Origin of the sequence: Mesorhizobium sp. PUT5 (assembly GCF_052216645.1) — a bacterium.
Lineage (GTDB): Bacteria > Pseudomonadota > Alphaproteobacteria > Rhizobiales > Rhizobiaceae > Mesorhizobium.
Genome location: NZ_JBQOSO010000001.1, coordinates 159801 through 185621, shown reverse-complemented (window position 1 = coordinate 185621; position 25821 = coordinate 159801). Strand labels below are relative to the sequence as shown.

Annotated in this window: 28 protein-coding genes; 3 read left to right on the top strand and 25 right to left on the bottom strand. The window is 62.9% G+C overall.

What is annotated here, in order from left to right; genetic code table 11:
• Window positions 1–182: 182 nt before the first annotated feature.
• The 18 genes from ACTDI4_RS00870 to ACTDI4_RS00785 form a co-directional block, all read right to left on the bottom strand.
• A complete protein-coding gene (locus ACTDI4_RS00870; RefSeq protein ID WP_442839324.1) occupies window positions 183–1208 on the bottom strand; it encodes a branched-chain amino acid ABC transporter permease in 1026 nt (341 codons plus the stop codon).
• Window positions 1205–2107, bottom strand: coding sequence for a branched-chain amino acid ABC transporter permease (locus tag ACTDI4_RS00865; protein WP_442839323.1), 903 nt, complete (start codon window positions 2105–2107; stop codon window positions 1205–1207). Before ACTDI4_RS00865 ends, ACTDI4_RS00870 begins: the two co-directional genes overlap by 4 nt.
• 34 nt (window positions 2108–2141) lie before the next feature.
• Window positions 2142–2858: an ABC transporter ATP-binding protein gene (locus tag ACTDI4_RS00860; protein ID WP_442839463.1), complete on the bottom strand. Its 717-nt coding sequence runs from the start codon at window positions 2856–2858 to the stop codon at window positions 2142–2144.
• An 11-nt stretch (window positions 2859–2869) separates the two neighbouring features.
• Entirely contained in the window at window positions 2870–4066 is a 1197-nt protein-coding gene (locus ACTDI4_RS00855; protein WP_442839322.1) for an ABC transporter substrate-binding protein, read from the bottom strand.
• 11 nt (window positions 4067–4077) lie between these two features.
• Window positions 4078–4809, bottom strand: coding sequence for an ABC transporter ATP-binding protein (locus tag ACTDI4_RS00850; protein ID WP_442839321.1), 732 nt, complete (start codon window positions 4807–4809; stop codon window positions 4078–4080).
• A 195-nt stretch (window positions 4810–5004) separates the two neighbouring features.
• Window positions 5005–5700: a hypothetical protein gene (locus ACTDI4_RS00845; RefSeq protein ID WP_442839320.1), complete on the bottom strand. Its 696-nt coding sequence runs from the start codon at window positions 5698–5700 to the stop codon at window positions 5005–5007.
• 21 nt (window positions 5701–5721) lie between these two features.
• A complete protein-coding gene (locus ACTDI4_RS00840; protein ID WP_378219691.1) occupies window positions 5722–6009 on the bottom strand; it encodes a BMC domain-containing protein in 288 nt (95 codons plus the stop codon).
• 61 nt (window positions 6010–6070) lie between these two features.
• A complete protein-coding gene (locus ACTDI4_RS00835) occupies window positions 6071–6316 on the bottom strand; it encodes a EutN/CcmL family microcompartment protein (RefSeq protein ID WP_442839319.1) in 246 nt (81 codons plus the stop codon).
• The gene (locus ACTDI4_RS00830) at window positions 6313–6828 is read right to left on the bottom strand and encodes a hypothetical protein (RefSeq protein ID WP_442839318.1); all 516 of its coding nucleotides are present in this window, start codon (window positions 6826–6828) and stop codon (window positions 6313–6315) included. Before ACTDI4_RS00830 ends, ACTDI4_RS00835 begins: the two co-directional genes overlap by 4 nt.
• On the bottom strand, window positions 6779–7390 hold the full coding sequence (locus ACTDI4_RS00825) for a BMC domain-containing protein (protein WP_442839317.1): 612 nt from the start codon (window positions 7388–7390) through the stop codon (window positions 6779–6781). The genes ACTDI4_RS00830 and ACTDI4_RS00825 overlap by 50 nt, the downstream gene beginning before the upstream one ends.
• Window positions 7391–7394: 4 nt before the next feature.
• Window positions 7395–8987, bottom strand: a complete 1593-nt coding sequence (locus ACTDI4_RS00820) for an aldehyde dehydrogenase family protein (protein ID WP_442839316.1) — start codon at window positions 8985–8987, stop codon at window positions 7395–7397.
• Window positions 8987–10258, bottom strand: coding sequence for a class-III pyridoxal-phosphate-dependent aminotransferase (locus tag ACTDI4_RS00815; RefSeq protein ID WP_442839315.1), 1272 nt, complete (start codon window positions 10256–10258; stop codon window positions 8987–8989). Before ACTDI4_RS00815 ends, ACTDI4_RS00820 begins: the two co-directional genes overlap by 1 nt.
• Before the next feature lie 115 nt (window positions 10259–10373).
• On the bottom strand, window positions 10374–11363 hold the full coding sequence (locus tag ACTDI4_RS00810) for a phosphotransferase enzyme family protein (protein ID WP_442839314.1): 990 nt from the start codon (window positions 11361–11363) through the stop codon (window positions 10374–10376).
• Window positions 11364–11408: 45 nt separating this feature from the next.
• Window positions 11409–12188, bottom strand: a complete 780-nt coding sequence (gene fabG / locus ACTDI4_RS00805; protein ID WP_442839313.1) for a 3-oxoacyl-ACP reductase FabG — start codon at window positions 12186–12188, stop codon at window positions 11409–11411.
• Window positions 12189–12207: 19 nt separating this feature from the next.
• Window positions 12208–13002, bottom strand: coding sequence for an ABC transporter permease (locus ACTDI4_RS00800; protein WP_442839312.1), 795 nt, complete (start codon window positions 13000–13002; stop codon window positions 12208–12210).
• Window positions 13003–13019: 17 nt separating this feature from the next.
• Window positions 13020–13874, bottom strand: a complete 855-nt coding sequence (locus ACTDI4_RS00795) for an ABC transporter permease (RefSeq protein ID WP_442839311.1) — start codon at window positions 13872–13874, stop codon at window positions 13020–13022.
• Window positions 13871–14983, bottom strand: a complete 1113-nt coding sequence (locus tag ACTDI4_RS00790) for an ABC transporter ATP-binding protein (RefSeq protein ID WP_442839310.1) — start codon at window positions 14981–14983, stop codon at window positions 13871–13873. The genes ACTDI4_RS00795 and ACTDI4_RS00790 overlap by 4 nt, the downstream gene beginning before the upstream one ends.
• A 152-nt stretch (window positions 14984–15135) precedes the next feature.
• Window positions 15136–16266 (bottom strand): ABC transporter substrate-binding protein, encoded by a 1131-nt coding sequence (locus tag ACTDI4_RS00785; RefSeq protein ID WP_442839309.1) that lies wholly within the window; start codon window positions 16264–16266, stop codon window positions 15136–15138.
• Between the two features lie 84 nt (window positions 16267–16350).
• Here ACTDI4_RS00785 and qhpR point away from each other — a divergent pair, with 84 nt between their 5' ends.
• Window positions 16351–17589 carry an AraC-like transcriptional regulator QhpR gene (qhpR, locus tag ACTDI4_RS00780; protein WP_442839308.1) on the top strand — a complete coding sequence of 413 codons (1239 nt, stop codon included), beginning with the start codon at window positions 16351–16353 and terminating at the stop codon, window positions 17587–17589.
• A 118-nt stretch (window positions 17590–17707) separates the two neighbouring features.
• Here qhpR and ACTDI4_RS00775 read toward each other — a convergent pair whose 3' ends face one another.
• From ACTDI4_RS00775 to ACTDI4_RS00745, 7 genes are all read right to left on the bottom strand, one after another.
• On the bottom strand, window positions 17708–18517 hold the full coding sequence (locus ACTDI4_RS00775) for an IclR family transcriptional regulator (protein WP_442839307.1): 810 nt from the start codon (window positions 18515–18517) through the stop codon (window positions 17708–17710).
• A 28-nt stretch (window positions 18518–18545) separates the two neighbouring features.
• Window positions 18546–18929: a RidA family protein gene (locus tag ACTDI4_RS00770; protein WP_442839306.1), complete on the bottom strand. Its 384-nt coding sequence runs from the start codon at window positions 18927–18929 to the stop codon at window positions 18546–18548.
• A gap of 20 nt (window positions 18930–18949) precedes the next feature.
• Window positions 18950–19720, bottom strand: a complete 771-nt coding sequence (locus tag ACTDI4_RS00765) for an amino acid ABC transporter ATP-binding protein (RefSeq protein ID WP_442839305.1) — start codon at window positions 19718–19720, stop codon at window positions 18950–18952.
• A gap of 8 nt (window positions 19721–19728) precedes the next feature.
• Window positions 19729–20391, bottom strand: a complete 663-nt coding sequence (locus tag ACTDI4_RS00760) for an amino acid ABC transporter permease (protein ID WP_442839304.1) — start codon at window positions 20389–20391, stop codon at window positions 19729–19731.
• Between the two features lie 5 nt (window positions 20392–20396).
• Entirely contained in the window at window positions 20397–21059 is a 663-nt protein-coding gene (locus ACTDI4_RS00755; protein WP_442839303.1) for an amino acid ABC transporter permease, read from the bottom strand.
• A 67-nt stretch (window positions 21060–21126) separates the two neighbouring features.
• On the bottom strand, window positions 21127–21966 hold the full coding sequence (locus tag ACTDI4_RS00750; RefSeq protein WP_442839462.1) for a transporter substrate-binding domain-containing protein: 840 nt from the start codon (window positions 21964–21966) through the stop codon (window positions 21127–21129).
• 720 nt (window positions 21967–22686) lie between these two features.
• Window positions 22687–23445 carry an SDR family NAD(P)-dependent oxidoreductase gene (locus ACTDI4_RS00745; protein WP_442839302.1) on the bottom strand — a complete coding sequence of 253 codons (759 nt, stop codon included), beginning with the start codon at window positions 23443–23445 and terminating at the stop codon, window positions 22687–22689.
• Window positions 23446–23606: 161 nt separating this feature from the next.
• Between ACTDI4_RS00745 and ACTDI4_RS00740 the strand changes: the two genes are divergently transcribed.
• Window positions 23607–24995, top strand: a complete 1389-nt coding sequence (locus ACTDI4_RS00740; protein WP_442839301.1) for an aldehyde dehydrogenase family protein — start codon at window positions 23607–23609, stop codon at window positions 24993–24995.
• 4 nt (window positions 24996–24999) lie between these two features.
• Window positions 25000–25764: an N-formylglutamate amidohydrolase gene (locus ACTDI4_RS00735; RefSeq protein ID WP_442839300.1), complete on the top strand. Its 765-nt coding sequence runs from the start codon at window positions 25000–25002 to the stop codon at window positions 25762–25764.
• Window positions 25765–25821: the final 57 nt, after the last annotated feature.

Here is a 25821-nt window from a genome sequence, read left to right as displayed (position 1 = left end):
CTTGCGGCCATCCATCCGGCATCGCGCACAACCCGGTGACGCAGGCCAATTTCGGAGCCGACATGCATCGTTGAGATGGTTCATATGATGCGGAAGCACCAAGGCCGCCTCGCCTTGCCACGGACCCGGTAAAATCGCATCCATCGGCCCCTGGGCCTGATATCCGCCTCTTACCGCTCATGCTACGGCTTCTTACGCCGTCGCTCCCAGCTTTCGTCGACCTCGTCGGTTCCAGCCAACCCCTTCGGGCGCAGCGCCATCGACAGGACGATGATAAGGCCGAGGAAAAAGCCCGTCAGGCCGAGGAATTCGGGAAGCTGGACGCCCAAGATCACGGGGCTCGTCTCGAAGAAGCGCATGATCTCGAAGCCCGCCGTCACCACGACGACGCCGATGACCGCGCCCGAGACGCTGTGCATGCCGCCGAGAATGAGCATCGCCAGCGTCAGGAGCGTGGTGTCGAAATAGAAGCTCTTGGGGCTCACCGAGCCGATCAGGTAGACATACAGGACGCCGCCCAGGGCAACGATCCCCGATCCCAATACCCACGCCACCAGCCGCAAAAGGCGCACGTTCACGCCGGCGCTTTCGGCCGCGACCCGGCTTTCGCCGCTTGCCCTCAACTGAACCCCGAAAGGCGAATCCCGGAACCAGCGCCCGAAAAAGATCGTCACCACCGCCGCCGCCAGAAGGCTCCACACATTGGCGGTCATCGGCACGCCGTAGAGCGCACGCATGCCCCTGGTCAGATCGACCCAGTTGGCGAGCACCGTATGCGTTATGACGAGCAGCGCCAGCGTCAGGATGGTCGCCGATATTCCTGATTCACGGGTGATGACGACCCCGACGACAAGCGCAATCGCCATCGCGACCGCGATCGCGACAAGTCCCGCTTCGATCGGCCCCAACTGAAACGTGGCCAGCGCGAAGGGCGCATTGGGAATGATGGTCTGCTTGATCGTGGTCGGGATGGTCAGGATGGCGGCCGCGTAGCCAGCTATGCCCATGAAGGTGACATGGCCGAGGTTCACGATGTTCGAATTGCCCATGAACATCTGCAGCCCGACCACAATGATCAGATTGATGAGGAATATGCTGAGGATGCGAACCTGAGCGCCGTCGCCCAGCGCAATCACCACCAGCGCGATCGCAATGGGCAGCATCGCCGTCAGCGCGGCACCTTTCAGGGAACGTAGCGATCCGGTCATTCGTCCTTGTCTCCGAATTGACGCTTGGTTCCGACCAGGCCCTGCGGCCGCCAAACCAGAATCGCGGCGACCAGAACGAACACGAAGGCGTCCCGATAGCCGGCAACGCTTGGCGGCAGAACGAGTTGGAAGAACACTTCGAGAGCGCCGAGCAGGAACCCGCCGACCACGGCGCCGCCGAGAGAGCCGAAGCCGCCCAGAACCGCCGCAACAAACGCCTTGAGGACCGGCGTGAAGCCCATGAAGGGGTTGACGACGCCGCGCCTGGCGATGATGAAGATCGCGGCAAGGCCGGCGAGGAACCCCGACACGGCAAACGCGGCGGCGATGACCTTGTTGGCGTTGATGCCGACCATGCGGACCATGTCGAAATCGCGTGCCGCCGCACGCATCGCCAATCCGATATTGGTGCGGCGCAGAATAAGCAGCAGCAGCAGCAGCGCGACGGCCGTCACCCCGGTTTCAAGTAGCTGGATGACCTGGATCCGGGCGATGCCGATATCGATCTGCTGGCCCAGCCATGCCGGGGTCGGCACCGATTTCGAGCGGGTCGCGACGACCGTGATGAAAAAGTTCTTGATGAGGATCGAGACGCCGAACGCCGTCAGGAGACCGGTCGCCGCCGGCGCATAGCGCACCGGGCGAAAGGCGACCCTTTCCAGCGCGATCGAGATGACCACCGCGGCAAGGATGCCGATCGGCATCAGGACCCACCCATAGGCGATGCCGGTGACCGTGAAGACGGCGAACATGACATAGCCCGCCACGGCGATGACCTCGCCATAGGCGAAGTTGACCAGCCCGATGACGCTGAAGACGATGGCCAGTCCGAGGGCGAGCAAAGCGTAGTTGCCGCCGATGCTCAGCGCGTTCAGGAGCTGCTGGACTACATATTCCATGCGCAAGCCCTTTGGCCGTTCGCGTAAGATGATTTCATTGCGCGGCTCCCACGCCCATGTAATGGGTCATCAGGTCGTCCGAATTGAACAGTTCCTGCGCGGCGCCCTCGAAACGCAGGCGGCCGGAATGCAGCAGATAGGCCCGGTCGGCGATGCTCAGCGCCTCGTTGGCGTTCTGCTCGACAAGCAGGATCGTCAGGCCCGAGGCCTTCAGTTCCGCGATCAGGTCGAAAATCTTCTCGACGATCACCGGCGCCAGGCCGAGCGACGGCTCGTCGAGCATGACGATGCGCGGTCGCGACATCAGGCACCGCGAGATCGCCAACTGCTGCTGTTCGCCGCCGGAGAGCGTGCCGGCCTTCTGCCGGTAGCGCTGCTTCAGGATCGGGAACATCTCCAGGTATTTCGCCAGTTGCGCGGCGCGAACCTCCTTGTCCAGTTGGGCGCTGGCGCCCAGCTGGAGGTTCTCCGCCACGGTGAGATTGGCAAACACGCGGCGGCCTTCCGGGGAGATGCCGATCCCCTTGCGGACTTTTTCCTCCGGCGATGCTAGCGTAATGTCCTGTCCTTCAAAGCGGACGGTCCCAGCCGATAGCGGCACAATGCCCATGACCGCGGAGATCAGGGACGTCTTGCCCGCACCGTTGGGGCCGAGAAGAGCGACGACCTCGCCCTCCTCGACCCGCAGGTTCACCGACTGGACCGCCTTGACGGCCCCGTAGTCGACGGAGACGGATTCAAGCTCCAGCATCGCGCGGGTCATCACTCGACCGCGTTGTCAGGCTTCCAGGTCGAGTTCCCGGCCGGGACCCAATCGGGCAGGATCCGGTCGGCAAGCTCGAATTTGCCGTCTTTCGCCTGGATGATGACGACGTCCTTCAGCGGCACGCCTTCCCGACCCTTGAAGGTGATCGAGTTGGCCGTGATGCCTTTCATGTCCTCGATGTTGCTGATCGCCTCGTTGATCTTGGCCGGATCGTCGGAGCCTGCGGTCTCGATCGCGTGACGGACGATCTCGACGGCTTCGCCGCCCAGCCCGAAGAAGACGTTCTCGATCTTGTAGCCGCGCGCCGTGCAATCATCGTAAAAGGCCTTCAGCGCGCTGCCTTCCGAAGGAAAGCCATGAGAGCCCAGGTTCATCAGCGAGCTGCCCGGCCCCGCGGCGGTCAGCATGGCCGGATCGTCGAACGTGTCGGTGCCGAAGACGGGAATGTCGAGGCCGGCCGCCTGGGCCTGGCGCATGAAGGCGCCGCCATCAGGCATCACGAATGCCGAGAAGATCATGTCCGGCCGCGGGTTCATCGCTGCGATCTCCGTGATCTGCGGCGAATAGTCGGTGGTGCCCCAGTTCCAGCTGAGTTCGCCGACGACCTTGCCGCCCAGATGCTCGAAGGTCTCGCCAAAATAGCGCGGCGTGGCGATCGAATAGCTGCCGATGTCGTGCGAGATCATCAGCAGGGCAGTCTTGTAACCCTGCTTGGTGGCGAATTGCGCAGCGGCGGCAGCGGAGGCATTGTCGCCATAGGCCGTCAGGTAGGCGATGCCCGGAATGGCCGCAGGCCACTGCACCTGGGTGGAGCCCACGGAAAGAACGGGGATCGAGTGCGGCAGGGCCATCTGTCCCGCCGGAATCAGGCCGTCGTCGGTCGGCGGCCCGAACAGGACCTTGGCACCGGCGTCGATCAGCTCCTGCGCGGCGGTGCCGGCGAGCGCGGCATCGCTCTTCATGTCGCGCGACAGAAGCTTCAGCTTGCGGCCGCCGAGGACCCCGCCCTTGTCGTTGACGATGTTGACCATGCACTGCACGCCGGTGACGCTGTCATAGGGAGCCAGTTCGCCCGTTGCGGCCGCGACATGCCCGATGATGATGTCGCCATCGGCGAAGGACGAGCCGGGAAAGGCCAGGAGCGAGACGATCGCGGCGGAGGCCAGAAAACGGTTGCGAATGCGTGTTGTCATATCTCTTCCCCTTATTGAGTTGATTGTTGCGCCGGGCCCGGTTTTTCGCTCGCGGTCCGTTCGGCGCGACGGCGCGCCTTCCTTCCCAGGTAGATTTCCGCGACCTTCGGATCGTCGCGCAGCACCGTCGGCGGCCCGGACGCCACCAGGCTGCCCATGTCGAGCACATAGATCCGCTCGCACACGCTGGTGATGAAGGACAGGTCGTGGTCGATGACGATCACGCCGCAGCCCTTCCATTCGCGGATGGCCATGATGGCTTCGACAAGGTCCTTGGATTCTCCCTCCACCATTCCCGCTGTCGGCTCGTCGAGAAGCAGGAAGTCCGGCGCAAGGGCCAGAGCGCGGGCGATCTCGACCCGACGTTGCGTCCCATAGGCGAGTTCGCTGGCCTTGCGGTTCGCGAACTCGGCGATGCCCCACCGCTCCATCAGATGTTCGATGGTCAACGTACCCAAGGCGGAGGCGCGATGCCGGCGCGCCGTCGTGTAGGCAACTTCGATGTTCTGCCGGACGGTCAGGTTCGCGAACAGGCGGATGTTCTGAAATGTACGGGCGATGCCGCCCATGGCGGTCCGTCGCGGCCCGATATTGTGGACGGCGCGGCCGTCAATGGTGATCTGGCCCTCGTCGACATCCAGAAGCGACGAGATCATGTTCAACAGCGTGGTCTTGCCGGCGCCGTTCGGCCCGATAAGGCCGACGATCTCGCCGGCGCTGCAATCAAGCGATACGCCGTTCACCGCGGTCACGCCTTCGAAGCGCTTGGAAACGTCAGAAACTCGAAGCTTCACCTAGGTGCCCTCTCCGGCCGCTTGTCAGTCGCGGCCCACCTGCCTAACTACGATCCAGCTTTGTTGCCTTTCACGATCCCGGCTGCTTATCCCCTTCGAGCAAGCCGTCTCCTCCCGGATCGCCTGAAATCCTCTGCCCCCGGCTTACTTGCGCCGGCCTTGCACCGCCTCCACGGTTCGGATGATCGCATCGCGTGCCTTCACGAGATCGGACGTGCGGCCGGACATGAAAATGCGGCCGGTCGCGCCGATCATCTGAACGTCGTTGATCACTGTTTCCGGCGCAGCGCGCTCCGCCTCGTTTGCCGCCACGCAGGCGAACAATGCCGGTGCGAGCTCGAACACCAGCAAGCTGTGGCCAGGAACAAGGATCGAAGCGTCGCGCGACCGGTTCAGGATGATCGCATGCTGATCGGACAGGTCCTCGATGATGTCGTGATAGTAGATGCTGGGAGCGAGCTGGTCCTCCGCCTTTGCCCCGATCCCGTTCAGGATCGCCTGGCCGGCGGCCTCCAGTTCATCCCTGTCCGAGGAGTGCAATTCGAGCAGTCCGAATTGCCTTTCGGTGTACAAGATCCCCGGCTCCATGTCGGGCGCGGCCTTCAGCGCCAGATCCGCGATCCGATGGATGGCCAGCGCCGGCGCAACCTCGATGATGAGGCTGTGCTGGCCGGCAAACGGCGGATAGCCCCTGGCCCGGGTGGGCGAGCTCAGATATGCGGCAAACTGGGGCTGCAGGTCGTGAACAGGTAGATAGACCCGTAGTTCCGTCATCTCGGGCACTCCCGCCGGGGTTATCGGCAACAGATGGCGATGGCCGCTGGCGACGCCGCCGGCCACCTTGATTTCCAGGACGCCGCCTTACTTGGCGACGACGGCAGCGGTGAAATACTTGCCCAGATCCTGATGCGGGCGCGGAATGACATGGACCGCGACAACCTCGCCAACCGCGTTTCCGGCCTCGGCGCCGGCTTCCGTGGCCGCCTTGACGGCGCCGACATCGCCGCGGATCACGACGGACACGAGACCGCCGCCGACTTCGTTGCGAGCCACGATCTCGACGTTCGCCGCCTTGACCATGGCGTCCGCGCTTGCCAGCGCCGCCACATAACCGCGGGTCTCGATCATTCCGATTGCCAGATTAGCCATGATTTGTCTCCTGATGAGTTTGGAATTTCAACTTGGTTTCAGTGGATGGATGCCGACGCCGTCAGCCCTGATTTTCGTCGATCGAACCGATGATGAGGGCATCCACCGGCGCCTTGATCTTGGTGAAATAGGCGGCAGCCACCGACCCCTGTGTGACCAGGACCTCCTCGCCCTGCGCGCAGCCGAGCGGATCGAAAGCGACCAGGCTTGCGCCGCCTTCGGTCGTGACTTCCAGAAGCGCCCCGCCAGGCAGTGTGTCTATCGCCTTGGAAGACCAGACACGGCCAGTTACGCGTCCGCGGATCATGACTTAGCCCTTTCGATCTTGATGCCTTGCCGGCGCAGTTCATCCTGCGCGAGAGGTGTGAGGCGAACGGTCTTGCCGATGCGGATCACGGTGATCCCTTCGGGAAGGTTGCGGATCTCGCGCTCGTTGACGAGGCCGCGCTCGAACGAGACGGGCGAGAAATTCTGCTTCGGCTGCGGGCGCTCATAGGCCTCGGCGGACGCTGCCGCCCGGTTGCCGGCACCCGGTCCGGCCAGCCGGAACACATGCCGTCCGCTTTCGATGTCCGCGCGCGCCTTGCTGTCCGCGGCCAGCGCCAGGATGCGGCGCGCGAACGCGGCCAGATCGGCATCGGAAGCGATCGAAACCGCCTCCTCGCGAATCTGGGGAGTTCCTGACGAACGCCCGACGCCACGCGCGGCGAGTTCTTCCCGCAGCACTTCACGTATCATAGCCCGGAGGTCAGCGCTCATGCCGCCGCCCCTATCGCGCGCCATGCGCGCGCAATGCCATTTCTGCGGCATCGCGTGCATTGCGGATTTCGGCCTCGTCGCCCGACAGGTACAGCCTGCCGCTGGCCCCGATCATGCGGTAGTCGATGAGCTTGATGTTCGCGGCCTTCTCGGCCTCGTTGCAGGCCAGGATCGCGTAGGACGCCGGCTGGCATTCGAGGATGTAGAGGGATTCCCCACCCACGATCATCGACCCAAGCCGATTGCGGTTGATCAGAAAGGCGTGTTGCGGATCGACGCGGTTGACGACCCTGGAGGCGAGGATTTCGGGACGCTTGGCATCGGCTTCGTCCGCACCCAGCGTCGAAAGCACGGCCTGCGCCGCCGCCTTGACCTCGGCCGTCGAGCGGGAGTGGAATTCCAGATAGCCGTACTGCCGTTCCACCACCAGCATGCCCGCGCGCACGTCCGCCCCTTTCAGGGCAATGTCGGTCAGCGCCTCGATATCGATGCCCGGGGCGACCTCGATGATCTGCGCGGCCATGGCCCGGCGCGGCAGCGAACCTCTGATCCAGGTCGCCAGATAGGCGAGCGTCTGCGGCTGCAACTGGTCGATGAAGATGAAGGAGCGAAGTTCAGCCATGGGATCAGCGTTCCTTGAGCACGGCGCGAAGTTCCTCCGCGATCAGGCGGCGCAATTCGTCTCGCGCGGCATCGGACAAAGGCGAGGCTGAATTGCCCCCGGAGAAGGATGTGGTAGCCATCGGCCGACGCGGCGCGGCGCTTCCCGGCATGCCGTCGGCGGGCGCCGCCGGTAGCGGCCCTTCAAAGCGCGGCCCCAGATTGTCGAAATTTCCGAACGGCACGTCGGCGTCCGTGTTGTAGGCGATGCGCGACCAGTGAACGAGATGCTGGGGGCCGACATTCTCGCCGATGGAACTGCGGCCGAAATAGCCGGTGCCGACGGTGAAGGTGGGGGCCAGACCGGTGCCGAAGCCGGCCGCGCCCTGGCTGCACGGAGAATTGACGACGATGCGATAGGCTTCGACCGTGCTTCCGTAGGTCATGATGACGGCGGGATCGTTGGCATGGATCGCCGCCGAATGACCGGCGCCGGTCATCCGAAGGATGGCGCGGGCATGCGCCATCGCCTGCGACCTGTTCTTGGCGACGTGGTAGGCAAGCACCGGGCAGAGCTTTTCCTTGGAAAGACGCTCCTCAATCCCGATCTGGTCGATGGGCGTGACCAGGATGCGGGTGTTCTGCGGAACGCGTATCCCCGCGTCGGCAGCGATGAGCACGGCGTCACGCCCGACGCAGGCAATATTGAAGCCGCGTGGATGAAACAGCAGCGCGCGCAGACGTTCTGTCTCTTCAGCGTCGCAGAAATAGGCGCCGGCTGCCTGCATGGAGCGCCGCAACTGCTTGTCGACCTCCGGCAGGGTGAGGACGACACTTTCATTGGTGCACAGGATGGAATTGTCGAAGCTCTTTCCGTCGACGATGCGCCTGGCCGCCTTGTCGATGTCGGCCGAGGTATCGACAAAGACCGGAGCGTTGCCCGGCCCCACGCCTATCGCCGGATTGGACGACGAATAGGCAGCGCGCACGACGGCATTGCCACCGGTGGCGAGGATCACGGAGGTCTTCGGCGAAGCCATGAATTCCTCGATGAGGGGAATGTTCGGCTCCTCGACGATCTGGATGATGGCATCCGGCGCCCCGGCCTCCAGCGCGGCAGCCATGAGAGTGCGGGCGGCATCGACGCAGCAATGGCGCGCGGCAGGATGCGGACTGATGACGATTGCGTTGCGCGTCATCAGCGCCAGAAGAATCTTGTAGTTGAGCGTCGCCACCGGATTGGTGGAAGGGGTGAGCGCGAACACCACGCCGGCCGGGCGCGGAATCTTGACCATCTTGGCCGCGCTGTCGACCCTGGGATTGACGTAATCGTCATTGCGATAGAAGTCGACGAGCCCGGTGGAGGACAGTTCGTTCTTCAGCTTCTTGTGAGCCGAGACACCGAAGCCCGTCTCCTCGACGGCCCAGTCGGCATATTTCGCCGCATTTGCGTGGGCAACCTTGGCGACCGCATCGACGATCGCCATCGTCGCGCGGCGGTCGTAGCGTTGAAAGACCTGGCCGGCCCAGCGGGCCCGCTCCAGCATCATGTCGGCGCGGCCGCGCAGATCCGCCTTGGTGCCGGCTATATCGACGAGCGTTCTGATCTGGGGTTCCATCAGTTGATCACCCGCCGTCCACCCATGATCTCGGTTCGCGCCAGGTCGATGGCTATCTCGACGCGTCGCAGCAAATCCTCGGCATCCGTCTGCGTCAGCAACAGGCCCGGCTTGAACTGCAGCACCCGCGGATCGAGGGTCGAGAAGATCGCCCACACCCCGTTCTGATAGAGATGCTTCATCACCGGCTTGGCGCCTTGCGGATGATTGAACTCAAGCCCCATGACCACGCCGTGCTGGCGAATGCCGATGAAGAAATCCGCGTATTCGGCCATGATCCGATCGAGGCCGGCGCGCAGGAAATCCGCGATGAAATTGACCATGCTGCGCACTTCGGGCCGCTGCACGATCTCCAGCGTCTTCATCGCCACGATGCAGCCGAGCTCCGCGCCGCCCATGGTCGATATGTGGCCGAAGCCGTCCTTCTTGAGCCAGCCGCCGCATTTTTCCGAAATGAGCACGCAGGCGATCGGATACATGCCGCCGGAAATGCCCTTGCCGGTCACCATGATGTCCGGCACCACGCCGTAGCGCATGCAGCCCCACATCTCGCCGCAGCGCATCAGGCCCGTCTGGACCTCGTCGGCGATGTAGAGGGCGTCATAGCGCTCGCACAGCTTCTTGACCGCCGGCAGGTAGCCCTCATGCGGCATCGGGAAGCCGTAGGTGGCGGGGATGGTCTCCATGATGACGGCCGCCACGTCGCGCTTGCGCAGCGCATCCTCCATCGCGGTGAGGTCATTGAAGGGCACCTGGACGAACTCGCCCGAGGTATCCTCCGACAGGAACAGCTTGGAAAAACGGTCGTCGCCTGTCTTCAGCGCCAGGCCGGTATGGCCGTGATACGCCTTGACGATCGAAACGATCTTCTTCTTCTGCATGGCGTGGCGGGCGGTCTTGAGGGCGATGTCGATCGCCTCGCCGCCGCCGGATCCGTAGGCGGTGTATTTGAAATCGGGCCCCGGCGCGCAGGCGGCGAGCGCCTCGGCCAGCGCGGTGCGGGCCAGTGCCGGAAAGTGGTGGTTGCCCATGTCGAAGCGGTCCGTGCCCGCCTTCAGCACTTCCACCAGTTCGGGATGGCGATGGCCGAGATTGTAGGTGCCGCCATTGAGATGCGCGTCGATGAGACGGCGGCCGTCCATGTCGTAGAGATAGTAGGCCTCACGGCGATCGATGACGAGATCGACGCCCATATCCTGCCAGTCCTGGGTCTTGCCCGGGTTCCAAAATTCTCGTGATCGCTCGAGAAAATCCAGCTTTTCCTGGCTCATCGGCTTAGTCTCGCCTGTTACTGGTGACCAGTTGATCGCAACCGCTGCACCGAACGTTAGGGGCTATTGCACCCCGCCGCTTGACAATGACGGGGTGCGGATTGACAGCGTGCGCTCAGCCGTGCGTGCTGAAGTAGCTTTCCGCCAGGATCGCCGTCCCGCCGGCGTAGACCGGCGCAAGCTCGCGTGCGATTTCGACCTCGCGATGCGAGCCGATCCACGCCAGCAGAGCCATGCGCCGCATCATCACGAAGGTGTCGATCTCCGCTTCCTCGGCCGCGGACAGATCGCGCACCTTGCGGTAGCCCTCGACCCAGGACTGCTTGAGCGCGGGCACCTGCGGGTGGTCTTCCATAAAGGAGACGCCGGTGGCGAAGTCATAGAGGAACCAACCGAAGCCGCAGTCGTCGAAATCGATCAGGCGCGGCCTGTCGTGGTGAACGAGAAGATTGGCGAGACGCATGTCGGCATGGATCAAGCCGTAGCGGTCCGCACCCTTGCCGAACCTGGCCAGGCGCCGCACGATCAGAGCCTCGAGCCTTTCGAGCTGGCCGGCGATCTGCGCATCGATATTGGGGCCGTCGCGCCAGTTCCCCCATGTCGGGGACGGGCCGAAGACCGTGCTTTCGTCCCAGGTCATTCGCTGGAATCCCGCCGGACGCTGCCAGGAGGACGAATGCAGATGCGCCCGCGCCGCGATCTGACCCAACTGGCCGAACGGCGCGACCAGATCGTGATCGGGATCGGGTTCATGTCCCTCCACGAACGCGAACATCACCATGTGACGTGGCGTCGGCAGCCCGGCGGCTGTCACCGTCTGGATGGCGCTGCCGTCGCGGCCGAGGAAATAGTCCGGCGTCTCCACGCCGCCCTCATGTCCCAGTGCCTGCGACCATGCGAGTTCGGAGGCTATGGCCTCGCGCGAGTGGTAGTTTTCCCGGTGCACGCGCAGGATCGAGCGAAACCCGCCCGGCGCCTCGACCAGATAAGTGGCATTTTCCGAAATATTGATCAGCCGTGCAGACGTGTCCGCCGGGATGTCCCAGCGGCTCAGCGATTGCTGCACCAGCCCTTGAAGCCGCTCAAGAGTATCCTCTTGCGACATATCGCAAACCTCCCGTCAGGGTTTTATCGGCGTGAGATCGGCGGCTCAGATACTCGCGATCGCCTCGAGCGATTCCGGCAATATCTGGCCGCCGTCCACGATGATCTGCTGGCCGGTGATGTAGCCGGCCTCATCGGACGCAAAGAACAGGGCGGCATTGCCGATGTCTTCGACGGCACCCAGGCGCTTGAGCGGGATCGATGCCGCCATCGTGTCGAGATAGGCCTGGCCAAGCCCTTCCAGACCTTCGGTCACGATGTTTCCGGGCATCACCGCGTTGATGGTGGTGTTGTAGCGCGCCAGTTCCATCGAGGCGGTCTTGAGGAAGCCGAGCTGGCCGGCTTTCGAAGCGCCATAATGGGTCCAGCCGGGGTAGCCGGTGACCGGCCCCGTTATCGATGAGGTGAGGATGACGCGCCCCTTGCCCGCCTTCTCGAAATAGGGAATGCATGCCTTGACCGTCAGGAAGGCGCTCTTGAGATTGGTCGCCATGACGCGATCCCATTCGGCCGGATCGAGGTCGATCATCTTCGCCTGGGGAAAGATGCCGGCATTGGCGCACAGAATATCGACGCCGCCGAACGCCGCTTCCGTGGCCTTGACCATCTCCTGGACGGAGTCCCAGTCGGAAACGTCGCAGGCGACGGCCTCGGCTGTTGCGCCTGCGCCGCGCAGTTCGGCGAGCACGGCTTCGGAGGCATCCTTGCCGCGCGCGGCAATCATTACCTTGGCGCCCTGAGCGGCAAAAACCCTGGCGATACCGCGGCCGATGCCCTTCGAGCCACCGGTAACGATGACGCTCTTGCCCCTGATCGACGTCAACATGTTTTTGTCCTCCTCTGAATCAAGTCTTGCTGGCGCGGCGCGCGCGAGACGCGCGCAGCAGCGACGGGATGAGCACTGCCATCACGACGATGGCGGCAGAGCTTGCGATGGCGAGCATGCCGAGCGCCGGAACCTGCGGCGAATAGCCGGAGACCATCTTGGCGTAGAGCCATTTCGGCAGTGTCGAGTCCGCGCCCGTCGTGAACAGCGAGAGAGGAAAATTCCCCCAGCTGAGCAGGAACGCGAACAGGCCGGCACTCATGACGCCCGGCGTCAGCAGCGGGATGGTAAGCTCCCGCAACACCTGCCAGGTGGAAGCTCCCATGTCGCGCGCGGCCTCTTCGAGCATCGGATCGAAGCTGTAGGCCTGGATGGCGACGACGAGCGTGGCGATCGGGGCGATCCACACCAGATGCGCCACGATCGCCGTTTTCCAGGTCGGCACGATGCCGAGCGAGCTGAACCAGACCAGCAGGGCAAGACCCAGAACCGCCTGCGGGAAGAAGATCGGCAACAGAACCAGCTTCTGGAAGAGCGGCCGATAGCGCCACTGGTAGCGCGCGAAGGCCAAGGCGCCGAAAAACCCGAGCACCATCGATATGACGGTCACCAGCACCGCGATCGTCAGCGACGTGGTGACAAGTTCGCTGACGGTGGCGCTGGTCAGCGCGCTTTCATACCACTGCAACGTGTAGCTTCTGATCGGGAAGGACAGGTATCGCGCCTTAGAAACCGATGCGAAGCCCACCGAGACGATCGGCAGATAGAGGAAGGCAACGACCACCAACCCGTAGAAGACGAGAAGGGCGGACATGACACGCGACGTCCTCATCAGCGTCTACGCCCCATCAGGGTGTCGAGGTCGACGCGCGAGATCGCCAGGATCGCCAGCGTGCCGATGACGACGATCAGGCTCATCGCCAGCGCCGAACCCAGCGGCCAGTTCTGCCCGTAGGAAAAGGCGGTCTCCACCTCGGACGTGATGACGATGACGGACTGCCCGCCCAGCAGCTTGGATTCGGCGAGCGCGCCGGCGACGAGCACGAAGCACAGCAGAGAGCCGACCATGATGCCGGGCGCGGCCAGCGGAAGATCGATCTCCCACAGAATGCGCCAACGGGAAGCACCAAGATCCGCCGCCGCCTGGCGGGCGTCATCCGGCACCATGGCGATGCCTTGCGCCAGCGGAAAAAGCATGAACGGGAAATAGACGTAGACGAGACCGAAAATGGTGATGGGGATGTTGTAGAGCGCGCCTTCAAGGCGCCATCCCGTCAAAGCGTTCAGATAGCCGTCGATCAATCCGCCCTTCATGAGCGTGACCACCCAGCCGAAAAGCCGGATGTTTTCCGACACGAACAGGGTGACTGCGACCGCCACCGTCAGGAACAGGGTGAAGCGGCCAAATACCTTGGCCATGCCGTAGGCCAGCGGCCAGCACAGCACGAAAAGGATCGCCGTGGCCATGAAGGCCATGGCCAGAGACCATAGGAGCGACTTGTAGTAGCCCTGTTTGAAAAACACCGCATAGGCGGAAAAGTCGGGAACATGCGCCAGGTCGAACACGCCCTGGGGCATGATCGAGAAGCCGGAAATGACCAGGAGCGGCGCGAGAAACCCGCCCGCCAGAAGCACGCCCAGCGGTACCGCGCACCACAATCCGAGTTTGCGGTCGCGCCCGTTCATGGCGCCTCATCCGCGATGATATGGCAATTTTCCACATCCCAGCCGAGCAGCACCTCATCGCCCGGCTTTCCGGCAAAGCGGTCTTCGCGCAGCTTTTCCACGATGACCATCGTGCCGTCGCGCCGTTCGACTTCGTAGTGGATGCGCGAGCCGAGCAAATATTCCGCCCGGATCACACCGCTCAGATGGAAGTCGCTGACATGACGATTGTCGAGGAAGTGCATGAATTCCGGGCGGACCATGAGGGTCGCCTTGGCGCCCGGCGCGAGGGATACGGACACGGGCGCTGTATCCGCCGGAAGGTTGATCTCGATATCGTCGCCCTTCAAGCCGCCGTGCGCCGCGCCTTCTATGTCGAAAAGATTGACCTCGCCCATGAATTTGGCGACGAAGCGGCTCTTCGGACGGGCATAGATTTCGTCGGCGACGGCAATCTGCTCGAACCGGCCGGAACGCATGATGGCGATGCGATCCGACATCACCATCGCCTCTTCCAGCGAATGGGTTATGTAGACGAAGGTCTTGCCGGTGCGCGCATGCAGGTCTTTCAGCTCTTTCTCCAGGGTCTTGCGCAGGCGGTAGTCCAGTGCGGACAAAGGCTCGTCGAAGAAAAGGATTTCGGGGTCGAAGGCCAGCGCGCGCGCCAGCGCCACCCGCTGCCTTTCGCCGCCCGAAATCTGCGTGACCGCCTTGCCGTAATAGTCCTTCTGCAGGCGCAGGAGGCCCATCAGCTCCAAGGCGCGCTCCTTGCGTTCGGCCGCCGGAACGCCGCGAATTTTCAGCGGGAATTCGATGTTCTGGCCGACGCTCCGGTGCGGAAACAGCGCCAGCGACTGGAACACCATGCAGGTCGGGCGCTTGTTCGCCGGCACCCGCTCGATGCGGCGGTCCCGCAGCCAGATCGCTCCGGAAGTCGGCTCGTCCATGCCAACCAGCAGCCGGATCAGTGTGGTTTTTCCGCTGCCGGAAGGGCCCACGATGGTGAGGAACTCTCCATCGACGATGTCAAGGTTGATATCGCGCAGCACGGTGACGGCACCGAAGCGCTTCACGATATTCTCGAGCCGCAGGATCGGATCGCTCGACGACTTTCCTTCAGGATGAGGCATGACTTGCTGCAACAAAATGCACTCCGGCGTTACGGCGCCGGGGCGCTCCAGCCATTGATCTGGAGCACCGGCCCGAGGGTGCGACCGGCTTGCTCCGTTGTGCTGTCAAGAACCGGCGCCGTGCTTACGGGCTGAGACCGACGTGCGGCGAGCTAGCGACGCTTCGCCGCCGTGTAGATGGCGTTGAGTGCGTCATAGTCCTTGATCACGTTGTACTGGGTCGCACGCGACAGCTCTTCCTCCAGGCTGTCCCACTGGATGGCATCCAGTTCCTCGGGCGAGTATTTGGCGAAGACGTCCGGATCGCCCATCTGCGTGACCGGGTTATAGGTACCCTCGGCAAAGCTGACGCTCTTGGCCACATCCGGCTGCTGCACGAACTCAAGGAAGTCCTCGGCCAACCCGGAAGGATCGGGGTTGTTGATCAGCGAGGTCAGTTCCACCCACACCAGGCCGCCCTTGCCGTTGACCGGCCCCGTGCGCGGGGTGATGGCGCGGACGTTGGAGGCGCCGTCGAGCCGGGCGGGCGAGGCCGTATAGGTGCCGCCGGTGAAGTAGGCATCGATCTCGCCGTTGATGAGGGCAGTCGTCATCGCCACCAGATCGTCGGTCAGAAGCTTGGCGTTGCCGAAAATTGCTTCCGCCGTGCTTTTGAACGTAGCGCGCTTGGCGTCGTCCATATCCTCGAACGGGTTGAGGTCCCCGGCGAGGGACAGGTGCATGATGTTCCAGTCGCCATAGGTGAGAACGCCGTAACGGTCCTTCATCGCCGGGTCGAAGAACAGCTTCCAGCCCTGGTCTTCGGCCGTCTCGCGGCTGATCTTGTCGGTATTGACCACAAAACTGAACGGGCCGTAGCGCTGCGGCATGCCCAGCAGATCGCCGGCATCCGAGAAGGCCAGCGGATAGGGCTTGGCGAACTCGCCGCTCATCTTTTCGAAATACGGCATGAACCGCGCCTTATCGAGCGGCTTGATCAGCCCTTCGGGTGCCAGGCGTCGCGCCCAGGGCTGGTTGACGTTGAGCACATCCCAGACGTTCAGTTCGCCGGCACGCAGCCGGTTGATCATGTCCGGATCGGAAGTGCCGCTTTCGGCGCGAACCCGCGCGCCTGGGTGCAGTTGCCGAAACGGCCCGAGAACATTGTCCGTGTTGTAGCCTTCCCAGCACAGAATGTTCAGCTCGGTGTCGCGGGCCGCGAAAGCGGGGCGTCCCTGCCCGAGCAGGGCAGCTCCGGCAATGCCGGCAAGCCCCGCATTGAATTTCCTGCGCGAAAGCGTCATCGAATTCCTCCCATTTTCCCACGGATTTTCGACCGACCTCTCCGGGTCTTGGCTGCAGCCTACGCCTCACTTCAAGAACCGTGCTTGACATCGACCAGCCCGGATTTGACAAAAGAGCGACAAAAAGCGATGGCGTCCGTAGCTGGGACGTCGGGGCAGTGTTGTCGGCAAAGTCTTGCGTTGCCGTGTGAAGTCTGCATGATTTGCAAATTCCGGAGTCCGACGAACAATCGGCTCAACTTTTCAATGGCAGTTGCGACACTTGGGAGGGGCCGCATTATGCTAGAGGCTGGCGAGGCTCGTTCATTCACGCCGCCGAAGGTCCTGGCATCGGCCGCCAACGGCGTCATCGACATGATCCGGCGAAAGGGCGGAAGCGCCGAGGCCGTCTTCGCCAGCGCTTCGATCCGCATGTCGGACGTAGGCTGCCCGACCAATGAGCTCAACCTGCACCAGTATTGCAACCTGTTCGAGCAGGCCGCACGGCAGACGGGAAACGACAATTTCGGCCTGGAGTTCGGTGCGCAGTTCCAGCCGAGGGAGCTCGGCCCGCTGGGCTATGCTGCAACCTCGTCGCCGACGCTCGGCGCCGCGCTGCGCAACGTCGAGGCCTATTTCCCGGCTCATCAGGGCCAGTTGACATTCAGCTTCATCCCCGAAGGCGACATCGTCTGGCTGAGCTACCAGATCACCGATCCGCGCATCGCCGATCGCCGCCAGGACGCGGAACTGTCGCTGGGCATGTTCTGCAACATCTTCCGTACCGCATTGGGAAAGAGCTGGTCGCCGCTGGAGGTCCGGTTCGAGCACGCCAAGCCGGACGGGGCCAGCGACCACTCCCGCTATTTCAACGCGCCGGTCCAGTTCGCCCGGCGCACAAACGCCTTTGCGTTTCGCCGCGACATTCTCGGCACGAAAATGCCCGAGCCCGACCCCTATCTGTTCGCCATCATCGAGGCCCTGCTGCGGTCGAGGCGCGATTTCACGGGCGACCCCCAGGACATCGTCTCAGTGCTCCGCAACCAGATTAAGATGCATCTCGGAGAACGCACGCCGGGCATCGCCGATATCGCCGTGATCCTCGGCATGAGCAGCGCCGCGCTGCAGCGGCAACTCAAGGAAATCGGCGTTACCTACAACGACATAGTGCGCTCCGCTCGCGAAGAGCTGGCACTGCACTACATGAAGAACAGCGATATGCCGCTCACCGACGTGGCCCTGTGCCTGGGCTATTCCGAGTTGTCGGCTTTTTCCCGCGCGTTCCGGAATTGGACCGGAATGAGCCCCCACCGATTCCGCCGGATCGGGACGTTCCAGATATAGGGCAGCCGGGCTTTGCCCGTCCCTGCCCTGTTTCAACCCCATAAAGATGCTCGCCAGCGCCACGTTCACCATTCCAACGGCGGTGCAGCGCGAACCGAACAAGCTTCGTCGGGTGCCGTTACCGCTGATCCGCCAAACGGCAGTCGTCTTCCTCGGGCATATGGCCGAGACGGCTCGACAGATCAGCCGCGGCATCGATCAAGGTCTTCAGATAGCTCGCGTGGTTCTTCAACCCGTCTTCCTTGGGCGTGACCAGGCAAAGCGTCGCCACGCATATGCCATCGGCCCTATAGACCGGCACGGCGAAACAATGGGTGAAGGTTTCGACGACACTGTTGAACGTGAAGTAGCCGACTCGAGCGGCCTCGCGCACTTCGGCGATGAAGACGGCCGGATCGAGCCAATGGCCATCCGGCATTTTGAAATCCTGAGCCGGGATGAAATCCACGATCTCGGCATCGCTCATATGCGACACCAGAAGCCGTCCTGACGCCGTCCACGGAATGGAAACAAGCTCGCCGATATTGGAGGAAATCCGAAATGGCCGCAGGCCTTCCTTCATCTGGGCGACGGTATACCGGTTGCCTTCCAGCATGCACATCTGCGCCGTCTCGCGCGTTTCCTCGGCGATCGCTGCGAGCAGCTTGTCGCATTCGCGCATCAGGTCGAATTGCTCGGCATAGGCGACGCCCAGGAAATAGAGCTTCCGGCCGAGAAAGACGCGCCCGTCTTCGCCGCGATATTCCAGTATGCCTTGCCGCACCATGAGGTTGACGAGATCGTAGACGGAGGAGCGCGGTGCGCCGACCGCCAAGGCGATCTCGTTGGGACGCATGGGCCGGCGCTTCAAACGCAGGAAATTGAGGATTTCGAAAGCGCGGTCAAGGCCGCGCTCGCGCCGGGTGATGCCTATCGAAATGTCGTCCATAGGTGCCTCCCGGCGCTTGTGCTGCCAGTCATTTCGCCTTGTAGGCAATGCAGTCGATTTCGATCTTGCAATCGACCATCATCGAAGATTGGACGCAAGCGCGTGCCGGCGGGTTTGCGCCGAAATACTCGGCATAGATGCCGTTGAAGGTCCAGAAGTCGCGCGGGTCGTCCAGCCAGACTCCCACTCGGACCAGATCCTGCGTGCCGTAGCCCGCTTCCTTCAGGATAGCGATCATGTTCTCGATCGCCTTGCGGGTTTCCGCAACGATGCCCCCGCCGACGATCTCGCCATTTTCCATGGCGACCTGGCCAGACACGTAGAGCCAGCCGTCCGCTTCCACCGCACGTGCAAATGGCAGGGCCTGCTTGCCCGCTCCGGTCTCGCCGGCGCCGTAACGTTTGATGGACATGCTGAATTCTCCGAATGCTGTCAGTTGAAAGTGGAGGTCTTGAGGAATTCCGCCAGCCGCTCGGTTTGCGGCTTGTGGAACATTTCTCGCGGATCGCCTTCCTCGCCGATCCGTCCCTGATTCATGAAAATGACACGCGAGGAAACCTCGTAGGCAAAGCGCATTTCATGGGTGACCAGAAGCATGCTCATTCCGTCGCGTGCCAGGTCCTTGATGACCTGCAACACCTCGCTGACCAGTTCGGGATCGAGTGCAGAGGTCACTTCATCGAACAGCATCAGCTTGGGGTTCATGGCGATGGCGCGGGCGATGGCGACGCGCTGCTGCTGACCGCCCGAAAGCTGGCCGGGAAAGCGGTCGGCCCGGTCGCGCAACCCGACGCGCTCAAGCCATTTCTCGGCCACCGCGCGCGCCTCGTCGCGTCCCATCCGCTTCACCTTGACCAGTCCGAGCATGATGTTGCGGGCCGCGCTCAGATGCGGAAAAAGATTGAACTGCTGGAATGCCATGCCGGTCATCGCACGCTGGCGAGCGATTTCGGTTTCCTTCTTGCGACGACGCACCCCGCCCGCCGTCTCGTAGCCGATTTCCTCGCCGTCGATGCGGATGGTTCCGCCCTGGAAATCCTCCAGCATGTTGATGCAGCGCAGCATGGTCGTCTTGCCCGACCCGCTGGAGCCGATGATGGAGATGACGTCGCCCTGGCGCATGGTGCAGTCGACGCCCTTGAGGACTTCAGTGGCGCCATATCGTTTGTGCAGATCGCGTATTTCAAGAAGGTTGCCGGACATGGACGGGCTCACGATGGGGTGGACGTTTTGCGCTCGACATATTTGCCGAAACGCTCGATGCCATAGTTGATGACGAAATACAGAAAGCCGGCAAAGAAATAGAACTCGAGACTCAGGAAGGTCCGCGAAATCAGCTCCTGCGTGCGCAGCAGCAGTTCGGCCACGCCGATGATCGACAACAGCGTCGATGCCTTAACCATCTCGGCGGCGGTGTTGACCCAGGCCGGCAGCGCCAGCCGCAACGCCTGCGGCGCCAGCACCGAAGTGAAGGTCTGAGAGAAAGTGAGCCCGATCGCCTTGGCCGCTTCCGACTGGCCCTTCGGAATGGATTGCAGCGCACCGCGCACGATCTCGCCGACATGAGAACTGCAGAACACGGCCAGAGCCAGAACGCCGGCCTGGAAGGGGCCGAGGTCGAGCCCTACCGCACTAAGCACATAATAGCTGGCGAGCACGAGAACGAGAACGGGCGTGCCGCGGATGAAGTCGGTATAGGCGCGCACCAGCCAACGCACGGGCCGCACCCCATAGGTCAGCGCCAGCCCGACGCCGAGCCCGAGCACGGATCCGGCGCAGATGGCCAGCAACGAGATGGAGACCGTTACGCCCATACCCTTGAGAATAGGAAGGCGCGCGAGCCAAAGCTGATCGAAGAATGCAAGGAGCTCCATGGCCGTCACCGCGGAATGTTCAGGCGCTGCTCGACTTGGCGCAACAGCGCAGCGAGAACCGAGCAGGTGGCGACGTAGAGACAGCTGGCCACGATCCACGTCTCGATGACGCGGAAGGTTTCCACATTGATCTTGCGCGCCTCGAAGGTGAGTTCAGGCACGGCGATGGCGGCGGCAAGCGAGGTATCCTTGAACAAGGAGATCAAGGTACTGCTCAGCGACGGCAGCACATTGCGGATCATCAGGGGCACGATTATCGAGCTGCGGATCTGCATCTCGGTGAGGCCGATCGCGAGGCCGGCTTCCCGCAGGCCATGCGGCACCGACAATAAGCCACCCCGGAAAATCTCGGCGAGATAGGCGCCCGAATAGATGGCCAGCGTGACCACGAAACTTTCGATCTTGCCCAACCTGACGCCCAGTTGCGGCAACGCGAAGAAGGTGAAGAGGATGAGCACAAGGATCGGCGTATTGCGGATGACGGTGACATAGAGCCGCGCAGGATGGCGCAGCCACCCCGACTTCGACATCAGCGCGAACGCCGTGAACAGGCCGATCACGCAGCCGATGAGGATCGCCACCACCGCAAGCGCCAGGCTGAGCGCCAGCCCTTCAAGCAGAAGAGGGAAACTTCGCCAGACAGCCGCAAAATTGAGGGTGTAGCCCATTGTCCCGAAAGGCTCCGACTGAAAAGGACGGCGCGTCCGCCATGCGGTGGCCGCGCCGTCCTGAAGCTTACTTGTATTCGACCGGGAAGCCGATCTGGGGCGGAGCCAGGTCCTTGCCGAACCAGGTCTTGTAGGAGTCGGCGTAGAAATCGAACTCGACTCCGGTCATGGCCTCATGCAGGGCGGTGTTGACGAAGTTCAGCCAATCCTGATCGCCACGCTTGACGCCGCAGGCGTAGGTCTGCGGGTTCCAGCCATAGCCCGCATCCTTATAGCGGTCGGGGTTCTGCTTCATGTACCAGGCGAGCGAGGACTGGTCGGTGGCGGCGGCATCGGAACGGCCCGATTCCAGCGCCTGATAGATCAGGTCCACCGAATCATACTGGTCGACCTTGGCCTCGGGCAGCGCGGCGTGAACCATCGATTCCGCATAGACGTTCTGCAGCACGGAAATGGTGACGGCGGAGCCCGCCGCCTTGAGAGCCGCGTAGTCGGCATACTTGCTGTCGGCCTTGAGCATCAGCCCGACGCCCTCGCGGTAATAGGGAATGGTGAAGGCGATCTGCTGCGCGCGCTCGCCGGTGACCGTCATGAACTGGCAGGTCAGGTCCACCTTGTTGGTGGTGATGTTGGGGATGCGTGCGTCCGAAGACTGGTTGACATATTCGATCTTGTCGGGATCGCCGAACAGCGCCTTGGCGACGATCCTGCCCATATCGACATCGAAGCCCTGAAGCTTGTCGTCGGCGCTCTTGAAGTGCCACGGCGCATTGGTGCTGCCGGTACCGAGCACGAGATGGCCCCTGGCCAGAACCTCATCAAGCTTGCTTTGGGCCTGCTGGGCGCTCGCAGGCACAGCCTGCATCAGTGCCAGCGCGGCAACGGCCGCCATGACGGTTGCTTTCATCACACATTCCCTCCTGGAAAGATTCCCAACGAAATCCAATATACCGTACATTGGTCTTCAATACTGGATTGACGTATCAAAGGCCCCGTCGCATTTTTTGTCAAGCGGCTCGGCTCAAGGTGCCCGATTAGGGCATTTTGGAGCACCGACGTCGACGATGCGATTCAAAGCAATTCGCCAGTCCCGAAGAACCGCGTCCGGAGTCTGGGAGTCGATGTCCCCGCGAGATAAATGAGGGCCAGTATCCAAAGATACCGTGCGGTCGCACAGTAGTCCCCGGGATCGATTGCCGTTGCCCGCCAGCAAGCACGGCATAAAATATCGCCGACCTGATATGCTAAGGCTGGGCGCGACCAGCCCTTCCCGTAGACCGCTTCGTCGCTGCCGCCGGCGCAGCGCAAGCGCATGAACTGGCATCTACCGGTCGGCTTGCATCAATCATCAATCTCATCCCCGCGTGGCGCCGCTCTAGGTGCCGTGTCGCAGCGATGGTCGGGGAATGGGGTGATCCCAGCCTCTCCCGATCGGAAATCCAGCCTTGGGATCGGCCATAGTTCGAATATGTCGCGATGGAAGGCTAATGCCCACCTAACGTTCCGCGTGGGTGTCGGCTTTCTTCAGTCTGCCCGCCGCAACGCGCCGGAAGACTTTCGCAGGCAGTGCAATCTCGCAGGCTCTTCCGAATAGCCGGGACCGGAAGACCGGGCCCGGCTTATCGCATCACATGCGCATGAGCAGGCCGCCGTCTACGGCGAGTTCGATGCCGGTAATGTAGCTGGCGGCATCCGAAAGAAGGAATAGGGCGGCGTTCGCCATCTCCTGCGGCGTGCCGATTCGCCCCAGCGGCGCGTAGCTGGCCACCGCCTGCCGGACCTCGTCCGTATCCCATCGCGCCTGAAGCGGGGTCAGCGTCATGCCCGGACAGATCGCGTTCGAGCGGATGCCTTCCGCCGCAAGCTGCATGGCCAGGGATTTCGAAAGGGCGCAGACGCCGGCCTTGGAAGCCTGATAGGCGTCCTGCGGCTGCGGATCGCCGCGCAGCCACTGGATCGTCGAGAAATGCACCATGGCGCCGCCCCGGCCGGTCCTGCGCATAAAGGGCACTGCCGCGCGCGATGTCAGCGCCACGGCGCGCAGGTTGATGGCGAACACCTTGTCCCAGACGGCCATATCCATATCCATGATCGACTTGTCGCGGCCGAACCACAAAACGCCCGCGACATTCGCCAGATAATCGATGCCGCCGCGCGATTCGCCGGCATCCGAAAACGTCCGTTCGATAAAGGCCGAATCCGAAAGGTCGCCCACCTGATACGAAAGGCGGCCGTCGAAACCGTTCAGGGTCTCAGGCTGCGGCTTCAGGTCGATCGCGGTCACGGCCGCGCCGGCTTTCAACAGCGACAGCGCGATGGACTCGCCCATGCCACCACCGGCCCCGGTAACGACGGCGTGACGCCCTGAAAAGTCATAGGTGAGCATGGATTTTCCTTCCTCGTGAAGCGGCATGCGAACCAGCGGCCCGCGATCCCGGCCAAGACTAGTCGTCTGGATGCCAACATCAAGCGCAAATGGAAAAAAGTTGCTAGAATAGAAAATTTATATAAGGTCGGCGAAATCCCCTCATTCAGTGTCAGGCGCAGATGTCATACAGCAGCTTCAACGTGGTCTCACCGGTCGACGGGTTGACCCATCTAACTCGCCTTTATGCCGAAACCACTGAAATCACATCGAAAATAGATGCGGCCCGCGCCGCCGTGAAACCTTGGCAACGAACCTCGTTGAGCGAACGCGTCGCGCTTGTGCAGCGGTTCGGCGAACAGATGAAGGCGCGCGCCGACGCTCTGGGAGATACCGTTGCATGGTCGATCGGCCGACCGCGTTGGCAAGCGGATGAAACGCCGAGGCTGGCCATGGTTGGCGACCTGCTGGCCCAGGGCGCAACCAAGACGCTGGCCGACCGCGTTTTCGAGAGCGACGAGACAATCCGCCGCTTTACCCGTCCGGTTTCCGGCGGCCTGCACCTGTCGATCTGCGCGTGGAACTATCCGACGGCGATGCTAGGCTATCTCGTCAGCCAGCCGCTGATCGCGGGCAATGTCGTGATCCTCAAGCATTCGCCGCAGACCCCGCTGGTCGCCGAGTTGGCGGAGGAAGCGTGGCGAGCGGCCGGCGGCCCCGTCGGCGTCTTCCAGAGCCTGCATTTGTCGCATTCGGATGCGGAACGGCTGATCTCCGCCGGCACGTTCCATGCGGTGAACTTCATCGGCTCCGTTGCCGGCGGCAAGCGCGTGCATGCGGCCGCAGGTGGCACGATGACCAACGTGCACCTCGAACTTGGCGGCAAGGACCCCGCCTATATCCGCGCCGATGCCGACATCGACAGGCTGGCCGCCGATATTGCGGAAGGCTGCTTTTCCAATGCCGGCCAAAGCTGCTGCTCCGTCGAGCGCATCTATGTCGACCGCTCCGTCCACGATCGCTTCGTGGATGCGCTGGTCGCCGAGGCGGCGAAATGGACCATCGGCCATCCGCTCGAGGAAAAGGCCATGATCGGCCCCGTCGTCAATGCAGGCGCCGCGGACCGGATTCGCGGCCAGATCGACCGCGCCTTGGCGGCAGGCGCGAAGGTCGTGCACGATGCCGGATCGAAGGCCGGCCTGGGCGCGGCCTACGTTCCCGCGCAGGTTCTGACCGGGCTCGATCACTCCATGTCGATCATGCGCGAGGAACTCTTCGGCCCCGTGGCCGCCGTGCAGGCCGTTTCCGGCGACGAGGAGGCCATAGCGCTGATGAACGACAGCGCATACGGTCTTTCGGCCAGCATCTGGACGCGCGACATCGAGCGCGGGGTCGAGTTGCTCGGTGAAGTCGAGGCAGGCACGGTCTATCTCAACCGCTGCGACCATGCCGATCTCTATCTGCCGTGGGGTGGCATCAAGGATTCCGGGCTGGGACGCACGAACGGCCAGGTCGGCCTGCTGGAAACGACGGTGACGAAGGCATTTCACATCCGCGACCTGGGTGCATAGGGCGATGAGGCTCGGCGCCGAGACGGTCGCAGCGCTCAGGGCCGGCGCGGTGGAAACTTTGCGGGCGGGCTCCACGGGCCCGCTTCTGCTTCTGTGCGAACATGCCGGCAATATCGTTCCCGCGCCGTGGAACGGCCTTGGCCTGCCCTCCCCCTTCCTGGACACGCATTATGCCTACGACCCCGGTGTCGACGGCCTGACGCGCGCCTTGTCCGAGCGTCTGGATGCGCCGGCGGTGCTGGCGCGATATTCGCGCGTCTTTGCCGACTACAACCGCTTCGACGGCGACTGGGACCACATGCGCCCCGACCTCGGCGGCGTACCGGTGCCGGGCAACATGGACATCGCACAAGCGGAGAGAAGGTTGCGGCGGGAAATCGCCGTGGAACCGCTGGACGACGCGATCGCCCCGCTGGTCCGCGGCCGCAAGGCCGTGGTGTCGGTCCACTCCTTCACCCCCGTGATGGCCGGCCATCGCAGGCCGGTCGACATCGGCCTCCTGTGGCGCGAGGACGGTCCGTTCGTTCGTGCGGCGCTGCGGGAGTTGAAGGCGCGTGGCGCGGTATCCGGCCTGCGCATCGGCGACAACGAACCCTATGACTGGCGTGCCGTCACGGCCTACAGCCTGCAGGTGCATGCGCTCGACCACGGACTACCGTGCTTCTACCTGGAGGTGAACAACGCGCTATTTTCCAGGCCGGAAACTTCCGCATTGGTAACGGATCTCGTTGGAGAAGTGCTTCGTGCTGCGTTGGCCGACGACCTATGAGGGGACGCGCAGAGCTTCCGCGATTGATGGACGCTCTTGATTGTCATACGTAGTTTC